At 60.8% G+C, this 14,325-nt stretch carries 15 protein-coding genes; 10 read left to right on the top strand and 5 right to left on the bottom strand.

The features are described from left to right. The first annotated feature begins 33 nt into the window (after positions 1 to 33). Genes HV675_RS10160 through dhaK form a run of 7 tightly spaced genes read left to right on the top strand, consistent with a single transcriptional unit; the run spans position 34 to position 5,912 of the window. The gene (locus HV675_RS10160; protein WP_175110767.1) at positions 34 to 990 is read left to right on the top strand and encodes a carbohydrate ABC transporter permease; all 957 of its coding nucleotides are present in this window, start codon (positions 34 to 36) and stop codon (positions 988 to 990) included. Next, a complete protein-coding gene (locus HV675_RS10155) occupies positions 987 to 1,940 on the top strand; it encodes a carbohydrate ABC transporter permease (RefSeq protein WP_175110766.1) in 954 nt (317 codons plus the stop codon). The genes HV675_RS10160 and HV675_RS10155 overlap by 4 nt, the downstream gene beginning before the upstream one ends. Further along, positions 1,937 to 2,131, top strand: a complete 195-nt coding sequence (locus HV675_RS10150; protein ID WP_175110765.1) for a hypothetical protein — start codon at positions 1,937 to 1,939, stop codon at positions 2,129 to 2,131. The genes HV675_RS10155 and HV675_RS10150 overlap by 4 nt, the downstream gene beginning before the upstream one ends. 3 nt (positions 2,132 to 2,134) lie before the next feature. Continuing rightward, positions 2,135 to 3,262: an ABC transporter ATP-binding protein gene (locus HV675_RS10145; RefSeq protein WP_175110764.1), complete on the top strand. Its 1,128-nt coding sequence runs from the start codon at positions 2,135 to 2,137 to the stop codon at positions 3,260 to 3,262. Beyond that, positions 3,255 to 4,274, top strand: coding sequence for an ABC transporter ATP-binding protein (locus HV675_RS10140; RefSeq protein ID WP_175110763.1), 1,020 nt, complete (start codon positions 3,255 to 3,257; stop codon positions 4,272 to 4,274). The genes HV675_RS10145 and HV675_RS10140 overlap by 8 nt, the downstream gene beginning before the upstream one ends. After that, entirely contained in the window at positions 4,271 to 4,909 is a 639-nt protein-coding gene (dhaL, locus tag HV675_RS10135) for a dihydroxyacetone kinase subunit DhaL (RefSeq protein ID WP_175110762.1), read from the top strand. Before HV675_RS10140 ends, dhaL begins: the two co-directional genes overlap by 4 nt. 13 nt (positions 4,910 to 4,922) lie before the next feature. Next, positions 4,923 to 5,912 carry a dihydroxyacetone kinase subunit DhaK gene (gene dhaK / locus HV675_RS10130; RefSeq protein WP_175110761.1) on the top strand — a complete coding sequence of 330 codons (990 nt, stop codon included), beginning with the start codon at positions 4,923 to 4,925 and terminating at the stop codon, positions 5,910 to 5,912. 10 nt (positions 5,913 to 5,922) lie between these two features. Here the strand turns inward: dhaK and HV675_RS10125 are convergent, their stop codons facing one another. After that, a complete protein-coding gene (locus HV675_RS10125) occupies positions 5,923 to 6,543 on the bottom strand; it encodes a hypothetical protein (RefSeq protein WP_175110760.1) in 621 nt (206 codons plus the stop codon). A 496-nt stretch (positions 6,544 to 7,039) separates the two neighbouring features. Here HV675_RS10125 and HV675_RS10120 point away from each other — a divergent pair, with 496 nt between their 5' ends. Continuing rightward, positions 7,040 to 7,441 (top strand): hypothetical protein, encoded by a 402-nt coding sequence (locus tag HV675_RS10120; protein ID WP_175110759.1) that lies wholly within the window; start codon positions 7,040 to 7,042, stop codon positions 7,439 to 7,441. A gap of 50 nt (positions 7,442 to 7,491) precedes the next feature. Here the strand turns inward: HV675_RS10120 and HV675_RS10115 are convergent, their stop codons facing one another. Next, complete coding sequence (locus HV675_RS10115) at positions 7,492 to 8,784, bottom strand: glycosyltransferase (RefSeq protein ID WP_175110758.1); 1,293 nt, start codon at positions 8,782 to 8,784, stop codon at positions 7,492 to 7,494. A 286-nt stretch (positions 8,785 to 9,070) separates the two neighbouring features. Between HV675_RS10115 and HV675_RS10110 the strand changes: the two genes are divergently transcribed. Beyond that, positions 9,071 to 9,715, top strand: a complete 645-nt coding sequence (locus HV675_RS10110; protein ID WP_175110757.1) for a hypothetical protein — start codon at positions 9,071 to 9,073, stop codon at positions 9,713 to 9,715. 32 nt (positions 9,716 to 9,747) lie between these two features. After that, on the top strand, positions 9,748 to 10,272 hold the full coding sequence (locus HV675_RS10105) for a DUF2726 domain-containing protein (protein ID WP_175110756.1): 525 nt from the start codon (positions 9,748 to 9,750) through the stop codon (positions 10,270 to 10,272). Between the two features lie 57 nt (positions 10,273 to 10,329). Here HV675_RS10105 and HV675_RS10100 read toward each other — a convergent pair whose 3' ends face one another. The 3 genes from HV675_RS10100 to HV675_RS10090 form a co-directional block, all read right to left on the bottom strand. After that, the gene (locus HV675_RS10100; RefSeq protein WP_175110755.1) at positions 10,330 to 11,352 is read right to left on the bottom strand and encodes a YncE family protein; all 1,023 of its coding nucleotides are present in this window, start codon (positions 11,350 to 11,352) and stop codon (positions 10,330 to 10,332) included. Between the two features lie 254 nt (positions 11,353 to 11,606). Further along, the gene (locus HV675_RS10095; protein WP_175110754.1) at positions 11,607 to 13,124 is read right to left on the bottom strand and encodes an efflux transporter outer membrane subunit; all 1,518 of its coding nucleotides are present in this window, start codon (positions 13,122 to 13,124) and stop codon (positions 11,607 to 11,609) included. Continuing rightward, positions 13,121 to 14,323, bottom strand: a complete 1,203-nt coding sequence (locus tag HV675_RS10090; RefSeq protein WP_217478089.1) for an efflux RND transporter periplasmic adaptor subunit — start codon at positions 14,321 to 14,323, stop codon at positions 13,121 to 13,123. Before HV675_RS10090 ends, HV675_RS10095 begins: the two co-directional genes overlap by 4 nt. Positions 14,324 to 14,325: the final 2 nt, after the last annotated feature.

Below are 14,325 nucleotides of genomic sequence, written 5' to 3'. Positions count from 1 at the left end.
TGACCCGGGACGTTCCGCACAAAGGAGTCAGGCATGTTGGCAAACAAGCCTTTTCCTTCAGAAGGATTGCAGGCGAAAGCGCAGGCGCGCGCGGCGGCGCGTCTGCGCGGGCTGTCCGACCGGACCATCGCGTGGCTGTTTATCCTTCCGACCATCGTGCTGCTGTTGGCGATCAACATCTTTCCGTTGATCTGGGCATTAAGGCTGTCGTTTACGAACTTCAAGTCGAACATGCCGAGCGTGCCGGCGCGTTTTGTCGGCATCGGAAACTACACGGACATCCTGACTGACGAAGACATCTGGTATGCGATGCAGGTCACCGCGCGCTTTGTGTTCTGGTCGGTCGGTCTCGAAGTGTTGCTCGGGTTCGGGCTTGCGTTGTTGATCAACCGGCAGTTTCGCGGCCATAGCTTCTGGACGACGCTGATTCTGCTGCCGATGATGCTGTCGCCCGCCGTGGTCGGCAACTTCTGGACTTTCCTGTTGCAACCTCAAACAGGTCTCTTCAACGACATCGTCAGTTTCTTCACCGGCATTCCGCCCGGCTCGTTCCAGATGATCGGCGACGTGGCGCTCGCGCCGTGGACCATCGTGATGGTCGACATATGGATGTGGACGCCCTACGTGATGCTGATCTGCCTTGCCGGTCTGCGCTCGATTCCCGACTACATCTACGAAGCGGCCGAAGTGGATCGCGCTTCGCCGTGGCGTCAGTTCCGGTCGATTACGTTGCCGATGACGCTGCCGTTCCTGATGCTCGCCATCCTGTTTCGCGGCATCGAGAACTTCAAGATGTTCGACATGGTGAATCTGCTGACCTCGGGCGGTCCAGGTTCCGTGACGGAAACCGTGTCGATCACGCTCAAACGCGCCGCGTTCGAAAAGTGGCAAACCGGTTACTCGTCCGCGCTGGCCATCATTCTGTTTGTCGTCGTGTTCGGCGCCGCGAATATCTACGTGAAGGCACTCAACAAGGTGAAACAGCGATGACAGACCTTGCCCTTCAACAATCCGTCGTGGCCGCTTCACCGCGCGGCAAGACTTTCGCCGCGGTCGTGGTGATCGCGTATGCGCTGTTTGCGGCATTGCCGATTGTATGGATCATCCTGACGAGCTTCAAGACGCAGGAGGACGCGATTGCGTACCCGCCCGTCGTGATGTTCCAGCCGTCGATGGAAGGCTACGTGAATCTGTTCACCATCCGTTCGCGGCAGACGCCGGAGTTTATCGCGAGCCTGCCGCCCGCGCAGACCTGGTATGACCGCGATGTACGCAAGCGCAATATGGTGATCGCCGGTCCGTCGAAGGTTGTGCCGCGTTTTATCAATTCGCTCGTCATCGGCTTCGGCTCGACGTTTCTCGCCGTATTTCTCGGCACGCTGGCGGCGTATGCATTTTCGCGCTTCAAGGTGCCGATGGCCGACGATCTGCTGTTCTTCATTCTGTCGACGCGGATGATGCCGCCCATCGCTGTCGCGATTCCAATCTATCTGATGTACCGCGCGCTCGGTCTGGCGGACAGCTACCTCGGCATGATCGTGCTGTACACGGCTGTCAACGTTTCGCTCGCCGTGTGGCTGCTCAAGGGCTTTATCGACGAAATTCCGCGCGAATACGAAGAAGCCGCGCTCGTCGATGGCTATACGCGCTTGCAAGCGTTTATCAAGGTAGTGCTGCCGCAAGCGATCACTGGCATTGCCGCCACCGCCATTTTCTGTCTGATCTTCGCGTGGAACGAGTACGCGTTTGCGTTGCTGCTGACAAGCGGCGACGCACAAACCATGCCGCCGTTCATTCCGTTCATTATCGGCGAGGGTGGTCAGGACTGGCCGGCCGTCGCGGCCGCGACGACCTTGTTCGTGCTGCCCATCCTCTTCTTCACCGTCGTGCTGCGCAAGCACCTGTTGCGCGGCATCACCTTCGGAGCGGTGCGCAAATGAAAGTGCATCCCACCCTGCCGCGTCGGCGTCCGTTTGGCCGGCACAACTGCGAAGGCGCGTCGACGGTGCTGATCGGCGTCGGCATCGCGATGCTTGTGCAACCGTTCACCGTCGATCTCTACACGTGGTCGTTTCCCGTCATTCTGGCGGGCGCGCTGGCTTTCGTCGTGACAAGTCACTTCCCGGACTGAGCCATGTCGACCATCGTTCTTTCGAATCTCCACAAGCGCTTCGGCGATTTTACGGCCGTGCGCAATACGAACCTGACGGTGAGCACCGGCCGCTTCGTCGTGTTGCTCGGACCTTCCGGCTGCGGCAAGACCACCACGTTGCGCATGATCGCGGGGCTCGAACTGCCGACGTCGGGGCACATTCATATCGACGGCGAAGACGTCACAGCACTGCGCGCGCGTCAGCGTGACATCGCGTTCGTGTTCCAGATGTTTGCGCTCTATCCGCATATGAGCGTGCGGAACAACATTGCATTTCCGCTGAAAAACGAGGGCATTTCGCGGCGTGAGATCGCCGCACGCGTCGAATCCGCCGCCCGTATGCTGCGCATCGAATCGATGCTCGACCGCAAAACGGGTGGACTTTCCGGCGGCGACCGTCAACGTGTTGCGTTGGGACGCGCGATCGTGCGGCATCCGAAGGCGTTTCTGATGGACGAGCCACTCGGTACGCTCGATGCCGATTTCCGCGAACTGATGTGCCTTGAACTCCGCAAGCTGCACAACGCACTCAACGCAACCACCGTCTACGTGACGCACGATCAAAGCGAAGCGATGGCGATGGCCGACGACGTGGTGGTGATGAACCAGGGCGAAGTGCTGCAGTCCGCGTCCCCGCACGAGATCTATCATTTTCCCGCCACCGTTTTCGTCGGCAATTTCATCGGCAGTCCGCCGATGAACTTTCTGCCCGTCGATACAGGCGTCGAAGCCGGCGCCGAGCAGGTGACGTTAGGCGGCGCGCCGGTGCCCGTGCCGCGCAGCGAGGCGTCCGCCGCGAAAGCGCTATTGGGCATCCGGCCCGAGCATATCCGGCTCGACGAGCACGGTCCTTTGCGCGGTCGCGTGATCGCCGACGAATATCTCGGCTCGCATCAGGTCCTTGTGGTCGATACGTCGCTTGGCATTGTGCGCGTGCGGGTTGGCAAAGACGACGGGCGAGCGGCCGGGTCGCCGGTCGGGTTGTCCTTTCGCAAGGAACACACGTTGCTGTACGACGCGGCCAGCGGCAAGTTGCTACCGGGCTCGGCGCGCCAGATGGTCGTCAATGGCAACGGCGATGGCAACGGCAAAGGGGGCGCTTATGTCTGAGATCCGCTTGCAACACGTGACGAAACGCTTTGGCGATATCGTCGCGGTGGATAAGGTGTCGATCGATGTGAAGGAAGGCGAGTTCGTCGTGCTGCTCGGGCCGAGCGGCGCCGGCAAGACGACGACACTGCGGCTGATTGCGGGACTCGAACGGCCCGACGAAGGAGAGATCTTTATCGATGGCGAAGCGGCAACGCATACTCACCCCGCCGATCGCGACGTCGCGTTTATCTTCCAGCAATACTCGCTGTATCCGCATCTGACCGTATTTGGCAATCTCGCCTTTCCATTGCGTTCGCCGCGGCGGCGCCTGAGCGAAGCGCAAGTGAGCGCGCGCGTGCAGGAAGTGGCCCAGATGCTGCATATGGAATCCAAGCTCGGCAACATGGCGACGCATCTGTCAGGCGGCGAAATGCAGCGGGTCGCAATCGGGCGCGCGCTCGTGCGCCAGCCCAAAGTCTTTCTGATGGACGAGCCGTTGTCATCGCTCGACGCGAAGCTGCGCGAGGAACTGCGGATCGAACTGAAGCGGCTGCATCGCACGATCGGCGCGACGATCATTTATGTCACGCACGACCAGGTCGAAGCGACGACACTTGCCGATCGCATCGGCATACTCGAACATGGCCGCATTGTGCAGATGGGCACGCCGCGCGAAGTGTATGGCAATCCGGCTTCCCTCAGCGCGGCGCAGCGCCTTGGCTCACCGCCGATCAATCTGCTGCCGGCTGCGCTGTTCGATTCCACTGCTTTGCCGGAGGGCACGTCGACGGTCGCGATCCGTCCGGAAGACATTGTTCTGCATGCCCCGGATGCGCACGATGGGCTCAACCTGCGCGTGCTCGAATATTCGCCGCTTCGGCATCTGTTGATTCTGGATCGCGAGGGCACCGCGATCGTCGCGACCACGATGACCGAGCGGAATTTCGCGCCTGGGCAAACGGTCGGCGCATCGCTGCCGCCGCGCAGCCTTCTCTATTTCCGCTCCGACGGCAGGAGGATTCCGGCATGAACGGCAAAACGGTCATGACATGCATCGAGGCTGCGCATGCCACGTTGAAGGAACACACCGACGAAATCACGGTGCTCGATCAACAGATTGGCGACGGCGACCATATCTTCAACCTGCTACGCGGCGTCGACGCACTGCTTGCGATGCGTGCCGAAATCGAGGCCGCGGCGTTTGCCCCTGCGTTAGATCTTGCCGCGTCCAAACTGCTATCGACAGTGGGCGGTTCGTCGGGGCCGCTGCTCTATTCGCTCTTGCATGGGATGGCGAAAGCGTCGGCCGACAGCGTGGACGCCCCGAGCCTGGTTGACGCCGCACGAGTCTTCGCGGCGGGCGTCGACGCCGTCGCGCAGCGCGGCAAGGCGGGCATCGGCAGCAAGACGATGATGGACGTGCTGATTCCCGTCGCATCGCGCTTTGCGGAACTGGCTGACAACAACGCGTCGCCGGAAGCCGTGCTCGATGCATTACCGCAAGTCGCTGAAGCGAGCATGCTCGCCACCCGCGATATGCTCGCCACCAAGGGACGCGCGTCTTTTCTCGGCGAGCGCTCGCGCGGTCACATCGATCCGGGTGCACGCTCGAGCCAGTTGATGATCGGCGCGATATGCGCGCGGCTTGCGCAAGACAGAGACTGAAAGGAGCGTAGCCATGAAGAAATTCATCAATCAGGTCGACGACTTCCTGGCCGAGAGCCTCGCCGGGTTCGCCGCGGCGCACAGTGATCTTGTCGTGCTCGATCAGGAGCAGGTATTTGTGCGGCGCAAGACACTGAAGCCGGGCAAAGTCGCGCTGGTCTCGGGCGGCGGGTCGGGACACGAGCCGCTGCACAGCGGCTTCGTCGGCTACGGAATGCTCGATGCCGCCTGCCCGGGCCAGGTTTTCACCTCGCCGACGCCCGATCAGATGATGGCAGCAGCAAAGGCCGTCGATACTGGCGCGGGTACGCTCTTTATCGTGAAGAACTATTCAGGCGATCTGATGAACTTCGAAATGGCGTCCGAGATGTCGGATCTGCCGAATGCCATGGTGCTGATCAACGACGACGTTGCCGTCGAAAACTCCAGTTACACAACGGGACGGCGTGGCGTGGCGGGCGCCGTGATCGTGGAGAAACTGGTTGGGAGCCTCGCCGAAGCCGGAGCCAGCCTCGAACAGTGCAAGGCTTTCGGCGACCGGATCAACAATCGCACGGCAACCATGGGCGTCGCGTTTTCAAGTTGCACGGTGCCCGCGGCGGGCACCCCGACGTTCAAGATCGGCGACGATGAAATCGAAGTCGGCGTCGGCATTCATGGCGAACCGGGGCGGCGGCGCGCCCGCTTTGCCGCGGCAGATGAGATAGCGGGAGAGCTGCTTACCGGGATCGTCGCCGATCTGAAGCCGAAGGCCGGCTCGGAATTGCTGGTGTTGATCAATGGCCTTGGGGGCACACCGCTCGGCGAACTCTATTTGCTATTCAATTCGACCCGCTTATGGCTGCAACAACGGGATCTGAAAATCGCTCGCGTGCAGGTCGGGTCGCTGACGACCTCGCTGGAAATGGCCGGTGCGTCGATTACGCTGTGTGTGCTGGACGACGAAATGACACAGCATTGGGATAGCCCCGTGCATACGCCGTCGCTGCGGTGGGGTGTGTAGGCGCGCCTCGTCAGCTAAAGCCGATCTCTCCTTCCCAGCCGCCCTTCGTCAGCACGACGAGCTGCTTCAACTGCAGCGTGCCGCCGTTGCGCACGACCATCGCAACGACCGGAAACACGCGTTGCACGTCCGCGTCTTTCGTCCAGGGCGCCGCATCGATCGCGTACGTGTAAGTGATCACCGTACGCTCGACTCCGTCGACCGTACGCGGCAGCTCCCACCCGATCACCTTGTCGACACGCAGCTTGCCGTAGCACAGGTCGCCGTCGTGCATCGTAATGGCGCCGTTCGCCGCCATGCTCGGCAGCGCCTTGTGCAGGTAGTACTTGTTGCCTTCGTCGGAAAGCGTGTAGCGCGTCGTCGAATCGGAGATCTGCTGCTTGTGCACGAGGCCGATTTTCTCCAGCACGGGCAATTGCAGCGAATTCGCGGTGCGCTCGTTCGCCTCGTCCTTCGAGATATCGATCGGCCACTTCACTTTGCCGATGCACATATCGCCGTGCGCATCGAGAAACCTCGATAGTGCGGCCGTGAAGTTTTCGCGATTCGGCACATCGTCGTTGTGTGCACTGCATCCGGCAAATAAAAACACGGGCAGCCAAAGCGCCGTCAATCCTTTCGGCTTCGTCATATTCAGCTTGCGCCTCCATCTGGTTGTGCGCGCAACGGCGGCACGCAACGAGTGCGTCGGCCAGTTGCGGCGTCATGTTTTGCGCCTGTGGTTGCGCGCGGATGGCCGGCGCAGGCGCGCCGCGCGCGAATTCGCGCCAGCAGCCAGTTGCGCCTATCGGCCGGAAAATTGACGGGCATGACAGCGGGGAAGCATTGCGATGCGCGGGATCATACCGGCACATCGCAACAGTTCGGTGTCAGGGAGTGCCTGCGGGAGAAGCCACGATTAATGGTTTATTGCGTTCCGGCAACGTGACACTCGCGGTATTGAACACGCCAGGTCTGCTGGGAACGGCGAGCAAACCCACGAGTCCGGGTGTCATCTTTGAGTGGCTTGCAGCGACAGACCGTGCCCTGGTAACTGGCCGAATTCCAGCTCCGGTCGAACCGGCCAAGCTGCGATGGCGGAGTAGTATTGCACCGTGGATACGTTACGCAGCGTAAAGGAACACATCATGTCAAGCGAATGGAAACGCCGGGTCAGGCTGTTTGTCCAGCGCTTCTGGCAGCCCACCAGTGCGTGCATGACGTGCATGCCGGGGAGCTGGAGTAACGTCCTGAGCCTTGCACACTGGACGATCGCACTGCGGACAGGGCTGCTCACCGGAATCCTGGCGATACTCCTGACCTTCACGCCGGCGGCGAAACTCTACGCGAACCGATACGGAAACGCGCTGATCGTCGGCTGCCTGACAGCATTAGGCGACGCTTACGCGCATACGAGCCATTACCGCATTCCCGTTCTCGAACATGTCACGACGGGTGTCGTTTCGGGTCTATTGGCGCTGGCCGCGTCGTATCTCTTTGAAGACCGCGCGCGGCGCATTCGGGCGGCCTGGGCCCGGGTTTTCGGATAATTCGAATCGCCATCAAAGGCGACGGCCCTGCGACCGGGGCGTACTCGCAATCAGCGTCGACGGGACGCCGCAGCCGCGACGATCCGGACGATTTCAGATCGTGTATCGATCCGGGCGAACTCCTCAGCCATGAGCGACGCGCGCGCACGGTATTCAGAGTTGTCGAGCACGGTCCGGATTGCGTCGCGCAGCGACTCCGGCGACGGCTGGTTTGTCGCAAGGTCGATCCCGACACCAGACCAGGCCACGCGCGCATTCACGGCGGCTTTGTCTTCAGTCAGGCCCGCGGTGACGAGAGGAACGCTGAAGCTCATCGCCTGGTTGACGCTGCCATATCCGCCGTTGGTAACAAACACATCGGTCTTCGGCAGGATCCATTCGAACGGCAAATAACTCGCGAGGCGCGCATTGCCGGGAATTGGGCCGGGTATCGCGTCAGTTGGCCGGCCGCCTGCTGTGACTACCACGAGCACATCGCGTTCGTTGGCGAGTGCCGCCAGCGTTGGCGCGACCAATAGACTAAAATCGTGATTCGCGACGGTGCCCTGTGTCACCAGAACGACCTTGCGCGAGCCGTCCAATTCATGGGCCCAGGATGGACGCGGAGCTTGATTCGGGATGATGGGCAGCGCGCCGACGAAGTTCACCGTAGCCGGCATCGCGCGCGGAAACTCGAAACCTGGAACAGAAAGCTGCATATCGACGTCCGCAAGCTCCACCACGCACTCCAATAGAGGCGTGTGCACAGGTCCGAGGCCTAAGCCGGCGAGCACCTGATTCAACCGGAGAGCCAGCGGCTGATTGACAATGCGGTCATAGTCCCGCGCGATGGTCGCGTATTCGTCGAACTGGGCCTTGGTGGTTGCAGGCGGAAGGCCGGAAAAAACCGGCGCCCCATCTTCACGGCGCCAGTGCAGCACCGACGTCCCGCAAACAATAACGGGAGGCCGTTCTGAACTCGGCCCGAGGAGCATCGGCAGCACGCCGAAAAACATATCGTCCACCACGATAACGTCCGCGAGGAGGTCTCTTAGAACCTCGCCTGTTCCCTCGTGCTGACCGCGGATACTATCGACAAACACGCGCTCTAAAGAAATACGCAGCCATTCCGGCCCTGGGCGTGTGTTTTTCAGCTCAGGAGCCACCGCGTGGATGTTTCCCGGGTCAAAATCGACCTGCGCAGGCAGCGGATGGAATTTTGCACCAATACCTTCGACGCGCTGCCGGAATGCACTACCCGTCAACGCGGTGACTTCATGACCTGCGGCGATCAAGATGCGCCCGATGGCAAGCAGCGGGTTGAAAAGGCCCGATGCGGGCGTCGAAGCGATGAGAATTTTCATGCGATCCTTGAGTTCTGTTTTCAGCGACCGGCGATTGCCCGCGGCGATCGCTGAAACAAACCTGGCCGGACAATCTGGCAAAGGCATCGCGCCCGTGACACACGTCCGTGGCGTTGATCCTATTCCTGGTCACGCACCGAACATAGGTCGTTTATACGGCTGCTTTGAGACAAGGAAATACTACCGATCGTGACCGTATAAGTTCAAGCGCGCGAGAGAAAGTGGCGCCCCGATTCCGATCGTTATGGCGTAGGCGTTACGTGACAACTTTGCTACGGAGAATTCAATGAAGAAAGGAAAGACAAAACTTACCCGCCATGATGCTGAGCGCCTTTTCGAAGGACTGCCTGGTGGGAACGTAAGAGTATCGAGCCGGCCCGAGAACCCATTCGGAACTGGGGCGCTTGACGTGGTCAAGCGCGCCGACGATGAAACCAGGCTCTGGAAAGACAACCTCATCTCTCTTCCGATGGCGATGGAGCTACCGGCTGGCTATGAGTCAGCCGCTCGCATGCGCGAGTCGATCGAGAGGGCGTGGCGCGTGAAGTGGATGAGGGAAGAAAAACGCGAAGTCGTCACCGAGTTTCCCGAGGGATGGAAAGCCGTTCGCCCCGAAAGCGGACCGATCGAGTTGCGGGATCCCGCCGGCGTTGTCCGCGCCGTATACGGGTGGGCCGAGGACGCGGAGCTCAGGATTCTGCCGCGATATCTGGTCGAGTCACAGGCGAACAGTTCCAGCGGACTGGGCAGCCTGCTTGTCCGTGATCGCGCGAACGGTCACATTCTTGAACGGTCGTCGATCTGGTCTGCCCAAACCGGCACCAACCATCCGGATTGGAGCAGGCTGTCGGCATGGCTCAACTTGCACTATCCACAACATCGCGACCCGCTTCGCTACTGGGAAGATTGCGAGGAAAATATCCGGAAGTGAGCTGCTTTTTAGGGCACTGTTATCGCGTCGCCATGAAAATCCCCATGTTCGTATGGATTGCGGCCTTGGTAGTCCTGTTCTTTGTCGTGGTTAATGTTCTGCGGCGCATAAGCGACAGCGCTCGCGCGCTGAACAGACAGGGACGCCCGCCATCCTTCACGTCACGCGCGTTGATGACGCCCAATGAGATCGAGTTTTTCGGGCGCCTGCGCGACGCGTTGCCTGAGCATTACATTTTTCCGCAGGTCGCGATGAGCGCAGTGCTCGATCCGCTAGCAAAGGGCAACGCGGGCTATGCCGACTTTCTGCGCATCGCCCAGAAGCGCATTGACTATGGCGTCTTCACGCGTGAATTTCAGCTCGTGGCGATCGTCGAGCTCGATGACCGTTCACATAGCCGTGTAAAAGACCTGCAGCGCGACGGCTTCGTCGCATCGGCTGGCATCCGTACAGTCCGGTTTCAATCGTCACGACGGCCGAACCGTGAACAGATCCGGCAGGCCGTGTTGCTGCCGGCGCCGACGGCCGGCGAGCCTCTGCGGCGAGAGCCGTCGTAATGCGCTTTCACGCAAGCTTTTCCCGCAGGTCGGCACATTCAACACGAACCGCGCCGGTCAATTGACGCGAAAAACCTGCAGACCAGCTTCGGCGGCTTGCGGCCCCTTCGTATGCACGACATAAAGCCGGTGCAGCGAAGGGATGTAAACAGAAGTCTTGCCACCCAAAGTATCGATGTGCTGTTCGATCCGATAATGGTCGGGGTCCGTTTGCTGCACGACGTCCAATCCGCCTGCCCCGGTGATATAGAGCCGATGATGATTTGCGTCGAAATGCATGTCGTCTGATACGTCGACGATATCAAGCGACTGGACAACAGATCCGGTATCGGAGTCCAGCACATAAAGCTTGCCCGGCGCCCTTGAACCAATGAACAGGCGCTTATGCACGCTGTCGAATGCGATCGCCGAGTTACGGCTCGGGCCGGGAACGGTCCAGATGCCTGCTAACTTGCGTGCTTTGAGATCGATCACGCCGACCTGGTTTTTGTCTCGAAGATTGACAAAGAGGCGGCCCGAGGCGTGATCAATCACCATCCCTTTCAACTGGGCGCCGGGCACGTGGACTTGTCCGAGAACCGCGCCATCCGAAAGCGAGAGCAGAGTGATATAGGCGTTGTCCTGATGGGACTTTACGCCTCCATTGCCTACATAAAATATTCCGTTCTTCCTGTCGGCAACCCCGGTGTCGGGTTGAGGTTCAACGGGAATCGTCTTCTCCACCTGGAAGCTCGATGTATCGACGATCTTGACATTTGCATCGCCAGCATCTGCGATGAACATGGTTTTGCCGTTGTCCGTCAGGAGGATTTTGTGCGGCGATTTCGCCACGTCTCTTTCGCTTGACAGATGCTCGCCGTCTGGCAGGCCGAACACCTCGATCGACCCATACTTCTCTGCCGAAACGTACAACCGGTGATGGGGCAAATCCACAGCGAAATGATCGAAGTCGCCGCCCGTGACAGCCGGTAGCGGTATCGTTGTCAACCAGGTCAACGGCGCCGGGCTCGCCGTCGCCATCAATGGAAAAATGGTCACGCAAGCCGAAAACAGACGGAAGAGAGTCGGGAGTACTTTCATAACGTTTTGATTACCTGTGCGACCAGCGGCGTTGTGGGAGAAAACCGGATTTTGCGCCGCGCAGGTTATCGGGCGGCGTCGCAATGTTTACAAATCTATCCGGGGCGGCCGCAGCAGGTCATGCGTTGCTCGTCGCCGATCGTCCAGCACAACCGTGTGCCTCACTTATCAACTCTGCCGCGATATTCAGGCTCAGCATGCGTACGCCGCGTGTTCAATTCGAACATCAGGCCAACGCCTGCACATCACGCCCATCAATCCGGCTTGCGAACATCACCCGGCTCGTTGTGAAGCGCAAGCGGATCGAACGGTATCGTCTGTTCCGGAGTCGGCAGATCCGCTGTGCTCCAGCCGCCGCCCACCGCACCTATCAGCCCGACCACTGCCTGAAGCCGGCGGCTCTGCACCTGGGTGGTCGCGAGGTCCGCCGTCAGCGCGGCCATCTGCGCGACTGTCACATTGAGGTAGTTGTCGAGACCATCGGTGTAAAGGCGCAGCGACAGGTCTTGCACCTTGAGCGCGGCCGTGAGCGCATCCTGCTGCTGCCTGTACTCCGACGCAAGCTTGCCGGTCAGCACAAGCTGGTCTTCCACCTCGCGAAACGCCTGGAGCACAGTCAAGCGGTAGTTATCTGCGGCCTGCGCGAATGCGGACCGGCTTTGCTGTTCCTCTGCTCTGCGCAGTCCACCCTCGAACAACGGCAGCATGGCCGATGCGCCGACGGACCACAGGCTGTTCGGCAGCGAAGCGAGCCCGCCAAAGGCGTCGTCTTCGAAGCCCGCATTGGCGCTCAACTGAATGTTCGGATAGAAAGCCGCGCGCGCCACGCCGATCGCTGCGTTTTCCGCCGCCATTTGCCGCTCAGACTGTGCAATATCCGGGCGCCGTTGCAGCAGTGCGGACGGCACACCCGTTGGAATCACCGGAATCGCCAGGTGTGCCAGTCCTTCGGGGGGCAGGTTGAACGTCGACGGACTTTCGCCGGCGAGCACGGCGATAGCGTGTTCGAGCACGGCGCGCTGCGTCTCGACATCCGTATCGGCCGCCTGCGCTGACGCAAACTGGTTTTCAGCCCGCTCGACGTCAAGGCCCGCCGCTATCTTCCCGGAAAAGCGCAGCTTCGTGATCTTCAGCGCTTCACCGTAGTAGCTGAGCGTTTTCGTGTAAATGGCGTGCTCGGCGTCGAGCCCGCGCAACGCCATGTAGTCGTTGGCGAGTTCAACTTCAAGGCTCAGGCGAGCCGATGCCACCATCGCCGCGGTGGCCTGGGCGTTGGCCTTCGCAAAGTTCGTCCGGTTCCGGATTTCGCCCCACAAATCGGGCTCCCACGATAGCGCCGCCCCGTAGTCGAGCGATGCTTCCTCGCTCGGTCCGGTGCTGCTGGCGCGGAACAGACGGTGCAGCGATTGGCGGTTCTGCGAACCGGACGCCTGGGCGCTCAGCTGCGGATAGAGCTGCGAGCGGGCCTCGCCCACCATATCGCGCGCCTGAATGTACGTTTCCCGCGCCGCTTGCAGATCGGGGTTCGCTCTGTTCAAGCTCGCTTCGAGGCGATCGAGCTCTTCATCGCCGAACATTCTCCACCAGTCGTCCTGCAGCAGCTGGTCTTCCGGATGCGCGGGCGCGAAGGGCCCCGTTCCTTTGTAACTGGCGGGCAGCGCCATTTTCGGCGCCGCATAGGGTGGCGCAACGTTGCATCCGGCAAGCGCCCCGCACAAGGTAAGCAGCGTGGCGGCCGTGAGGCGGCAAGCGGGTTTTACGACGCCCATCATTTCGGATTGCTCATGACAGCAGCGACCTTGGTTTGCGTGCCCTCATCCGCATGTGCGGCCTTGGCAGGCGCCGAAGTGCGGCCCGAAGTGTCCGGCGTGCTTCCCGGTACGCCGCTTACGATTTGCACTTGCTCGCCTTCGAGCGTGCCTGCGGAAGGATTGATCATGAAGCGGTCGGTGGGCCTCAGGCCCGAGAGCACCTGAACATTCTGGCCGAGATTGCGCCCGAGCTGGACGTTTTGCAGATGCACGCGGTTGTTTGAATCGACGAGCGCCAGCTGCATACCCTGATCGCGGAACAGCAGCGCCTGTTCGGGCACGACGAGCACGCTCCGGTTCGTCGGAATGACAAACTGGACGGTCGCATAGGTACCCGGCCAGATCAGATGGTCCGGGTTTTGAGCAACCAGTTCCGTGATGACGGTTCGCGTCTGCGGGTTGAACGCGTTCGCGGTGGTCAGCAGCGTCGCCTTGAAATGGCGGCCTGGATACTGCGACATGGTGAACGTCGCATCGAGCCCCGGCTTCAGCATGTCCGCATAGTCCTGAGGCACGGAAACGAAAAGCCGCATCTCGTGGATATCCGCTACCGCGAACAATTCGTCCGCCGTCCCCCGGGAACTGACGTCGCCGCCAGCGGCGTTCACGTAGTTGCCCACGTCGGTGTCGCGCGAAATAACGACACCGTCGAACGGAGCCACAATATTCTTGAACCCTTCGAGCGCACGCAAGCGTGCGACATCATGCTCGGCTGCTGTGACCTGTGCCCGCTTCGCCGCGGCATCCGCGGCTTTCACGTCCACCTCTTCCTGAGCCACGGCTTCCGTACCCGCAAGCGCATTCCAACGCTGCGCCGTCACATTGGCAAGCGTGCTGTTGGTCTTCGCTACGTCGAGACTCGCAAGCGCCGTCTGGTACTGCTCGTCGACGGTAGGCGCGTCAATCGTCGCGAGTAACGTACCGCTTCTGACAGACGCGCCGTAATCCACGAACCATTTGTGCACGTAGCCGGAGACCTGCGCATAGATCGGGGCGGTGTACCAGGCCTTGACGTCGCCGGGCAGTGAGACGGTTTGCGTAGCAGGCCCTGACGCAGCCGACATGACCTGCACCTGCGGTACCGATTCTTCGTCGGCAAGCGCCGCAAGATTCGCGATGTTGTGCCGGCGCTCGACGATGCCGTAGACAACGAGACACACAA

Origin of the sequence: Paraburkholderia solisilvae (assembly GCF_902859875.1) — a bacterium.
Taxonomy (GTDB): domain Bacteria; phylum Pseudomonadota; class Gammaproteobacteria; order Burkholderiales; family Burkholderiaceae; genus Paraburkholderia; species Paraburkholderia solisilvae.
The sequence above is the reverse complement of the archived record's forward strand: the minus strand, read 5'-3'. Positions and strand labels throughout refer to the sequence as shown.

Coding starts and splice junctions, on each gene's coding strand:
- HV675_RS10140 (WP_175110763.1), top strand. CDS start 3,255: ATGTCTGAGATCCGCTTGCAACACGTGACGAAACGCTTTGGCGATATC.
- HV675_RS10155 (WP_175110766.1), top strand. CDS start 987: ATGACAGACCTTGCCCTTCAACAATCCGTCGTGGCCGCTTCACCGCGC.
- HV675_RS10115 (WP_175110758.1), bottom strand. CDS start 8,784: ATGAAAATTCTCATCGCTTCGACGCCCGCATCGGGCCTTTTCAACCCG.
- dhaK (WP_175110761.1), top strand. CDS start 4,923: ATGAAGAAATTCATCAATCAGGTCGACGACTTCCTGGCCGAGAGCCTC.
- HV675_RS10110 (WP_175110757.1), top strand. CDS start 9,071: ATGAAGAAAGGAAAGACAAAACTTACCCGCCATGATGCTGAGCGCCTT.
- HV675_RS10100 (WP_175110755.1), bottom strand. CDS start 11,352: ATGAAAGTACTCCCGACTCTCTTCCGTCTGTTTTCGGCTTGCGTGACC.
- HV675_RS10150 (WP_175110765.1), top strand. CDS start 1,937: ATGAAAGTGCATCCCACCCTGCCGCGTCGGCGTCCGTTTGGCCGGCAC.
- HV675_RS10145 (WP_175110764.1), top strand. CDS start 2,135: ATGTCGACCATCGTTCTTTCGAATCTCCACAAGCGCTTCGGCGATTTT.
- HV675_RS10125 (WP_175110760.1), bottom strand. CDS start 6,543: ATGACGAAGCCGAAAGGATTGACGGCGCTTTGGCTGCCCGTGTTTTTA.
- HV675_RS10160 (WP_175110767.1), top strand. CDS start 34: ATGTTGGCAAACAAGCCTTTTCCTTCAGAAGGATTGCAGGCGAAAGCG.
- dhaL (WP_175110762.1), top strand. CDS start 4,271: ATGAACGGCAAAACGGTCATGACATGCATCGAGGCTGCGCATGCCACG.
- HV675_RS10120 (WP_175110759.1), top strand. CDS start 7,040: ATGTCAAGCGAATGGAAACGCCGGGTCAGGCTGTTTGTCCAGCGCTTC.
- HV675_RS10095 (WP_175110754.1), bottom strand. CDS start 13,124: ATGATGGGCGTCGTAAAACCCGCTTGCCGCCTCACGGCCGCCACGCTG.
- HV675_RS10105 (WP_175110756.1), top strand. CDS start 9,748: ATGAAAATCCCCATGTTCGTATGGATTGCGGCCTTGGTAGTCCTGTTC.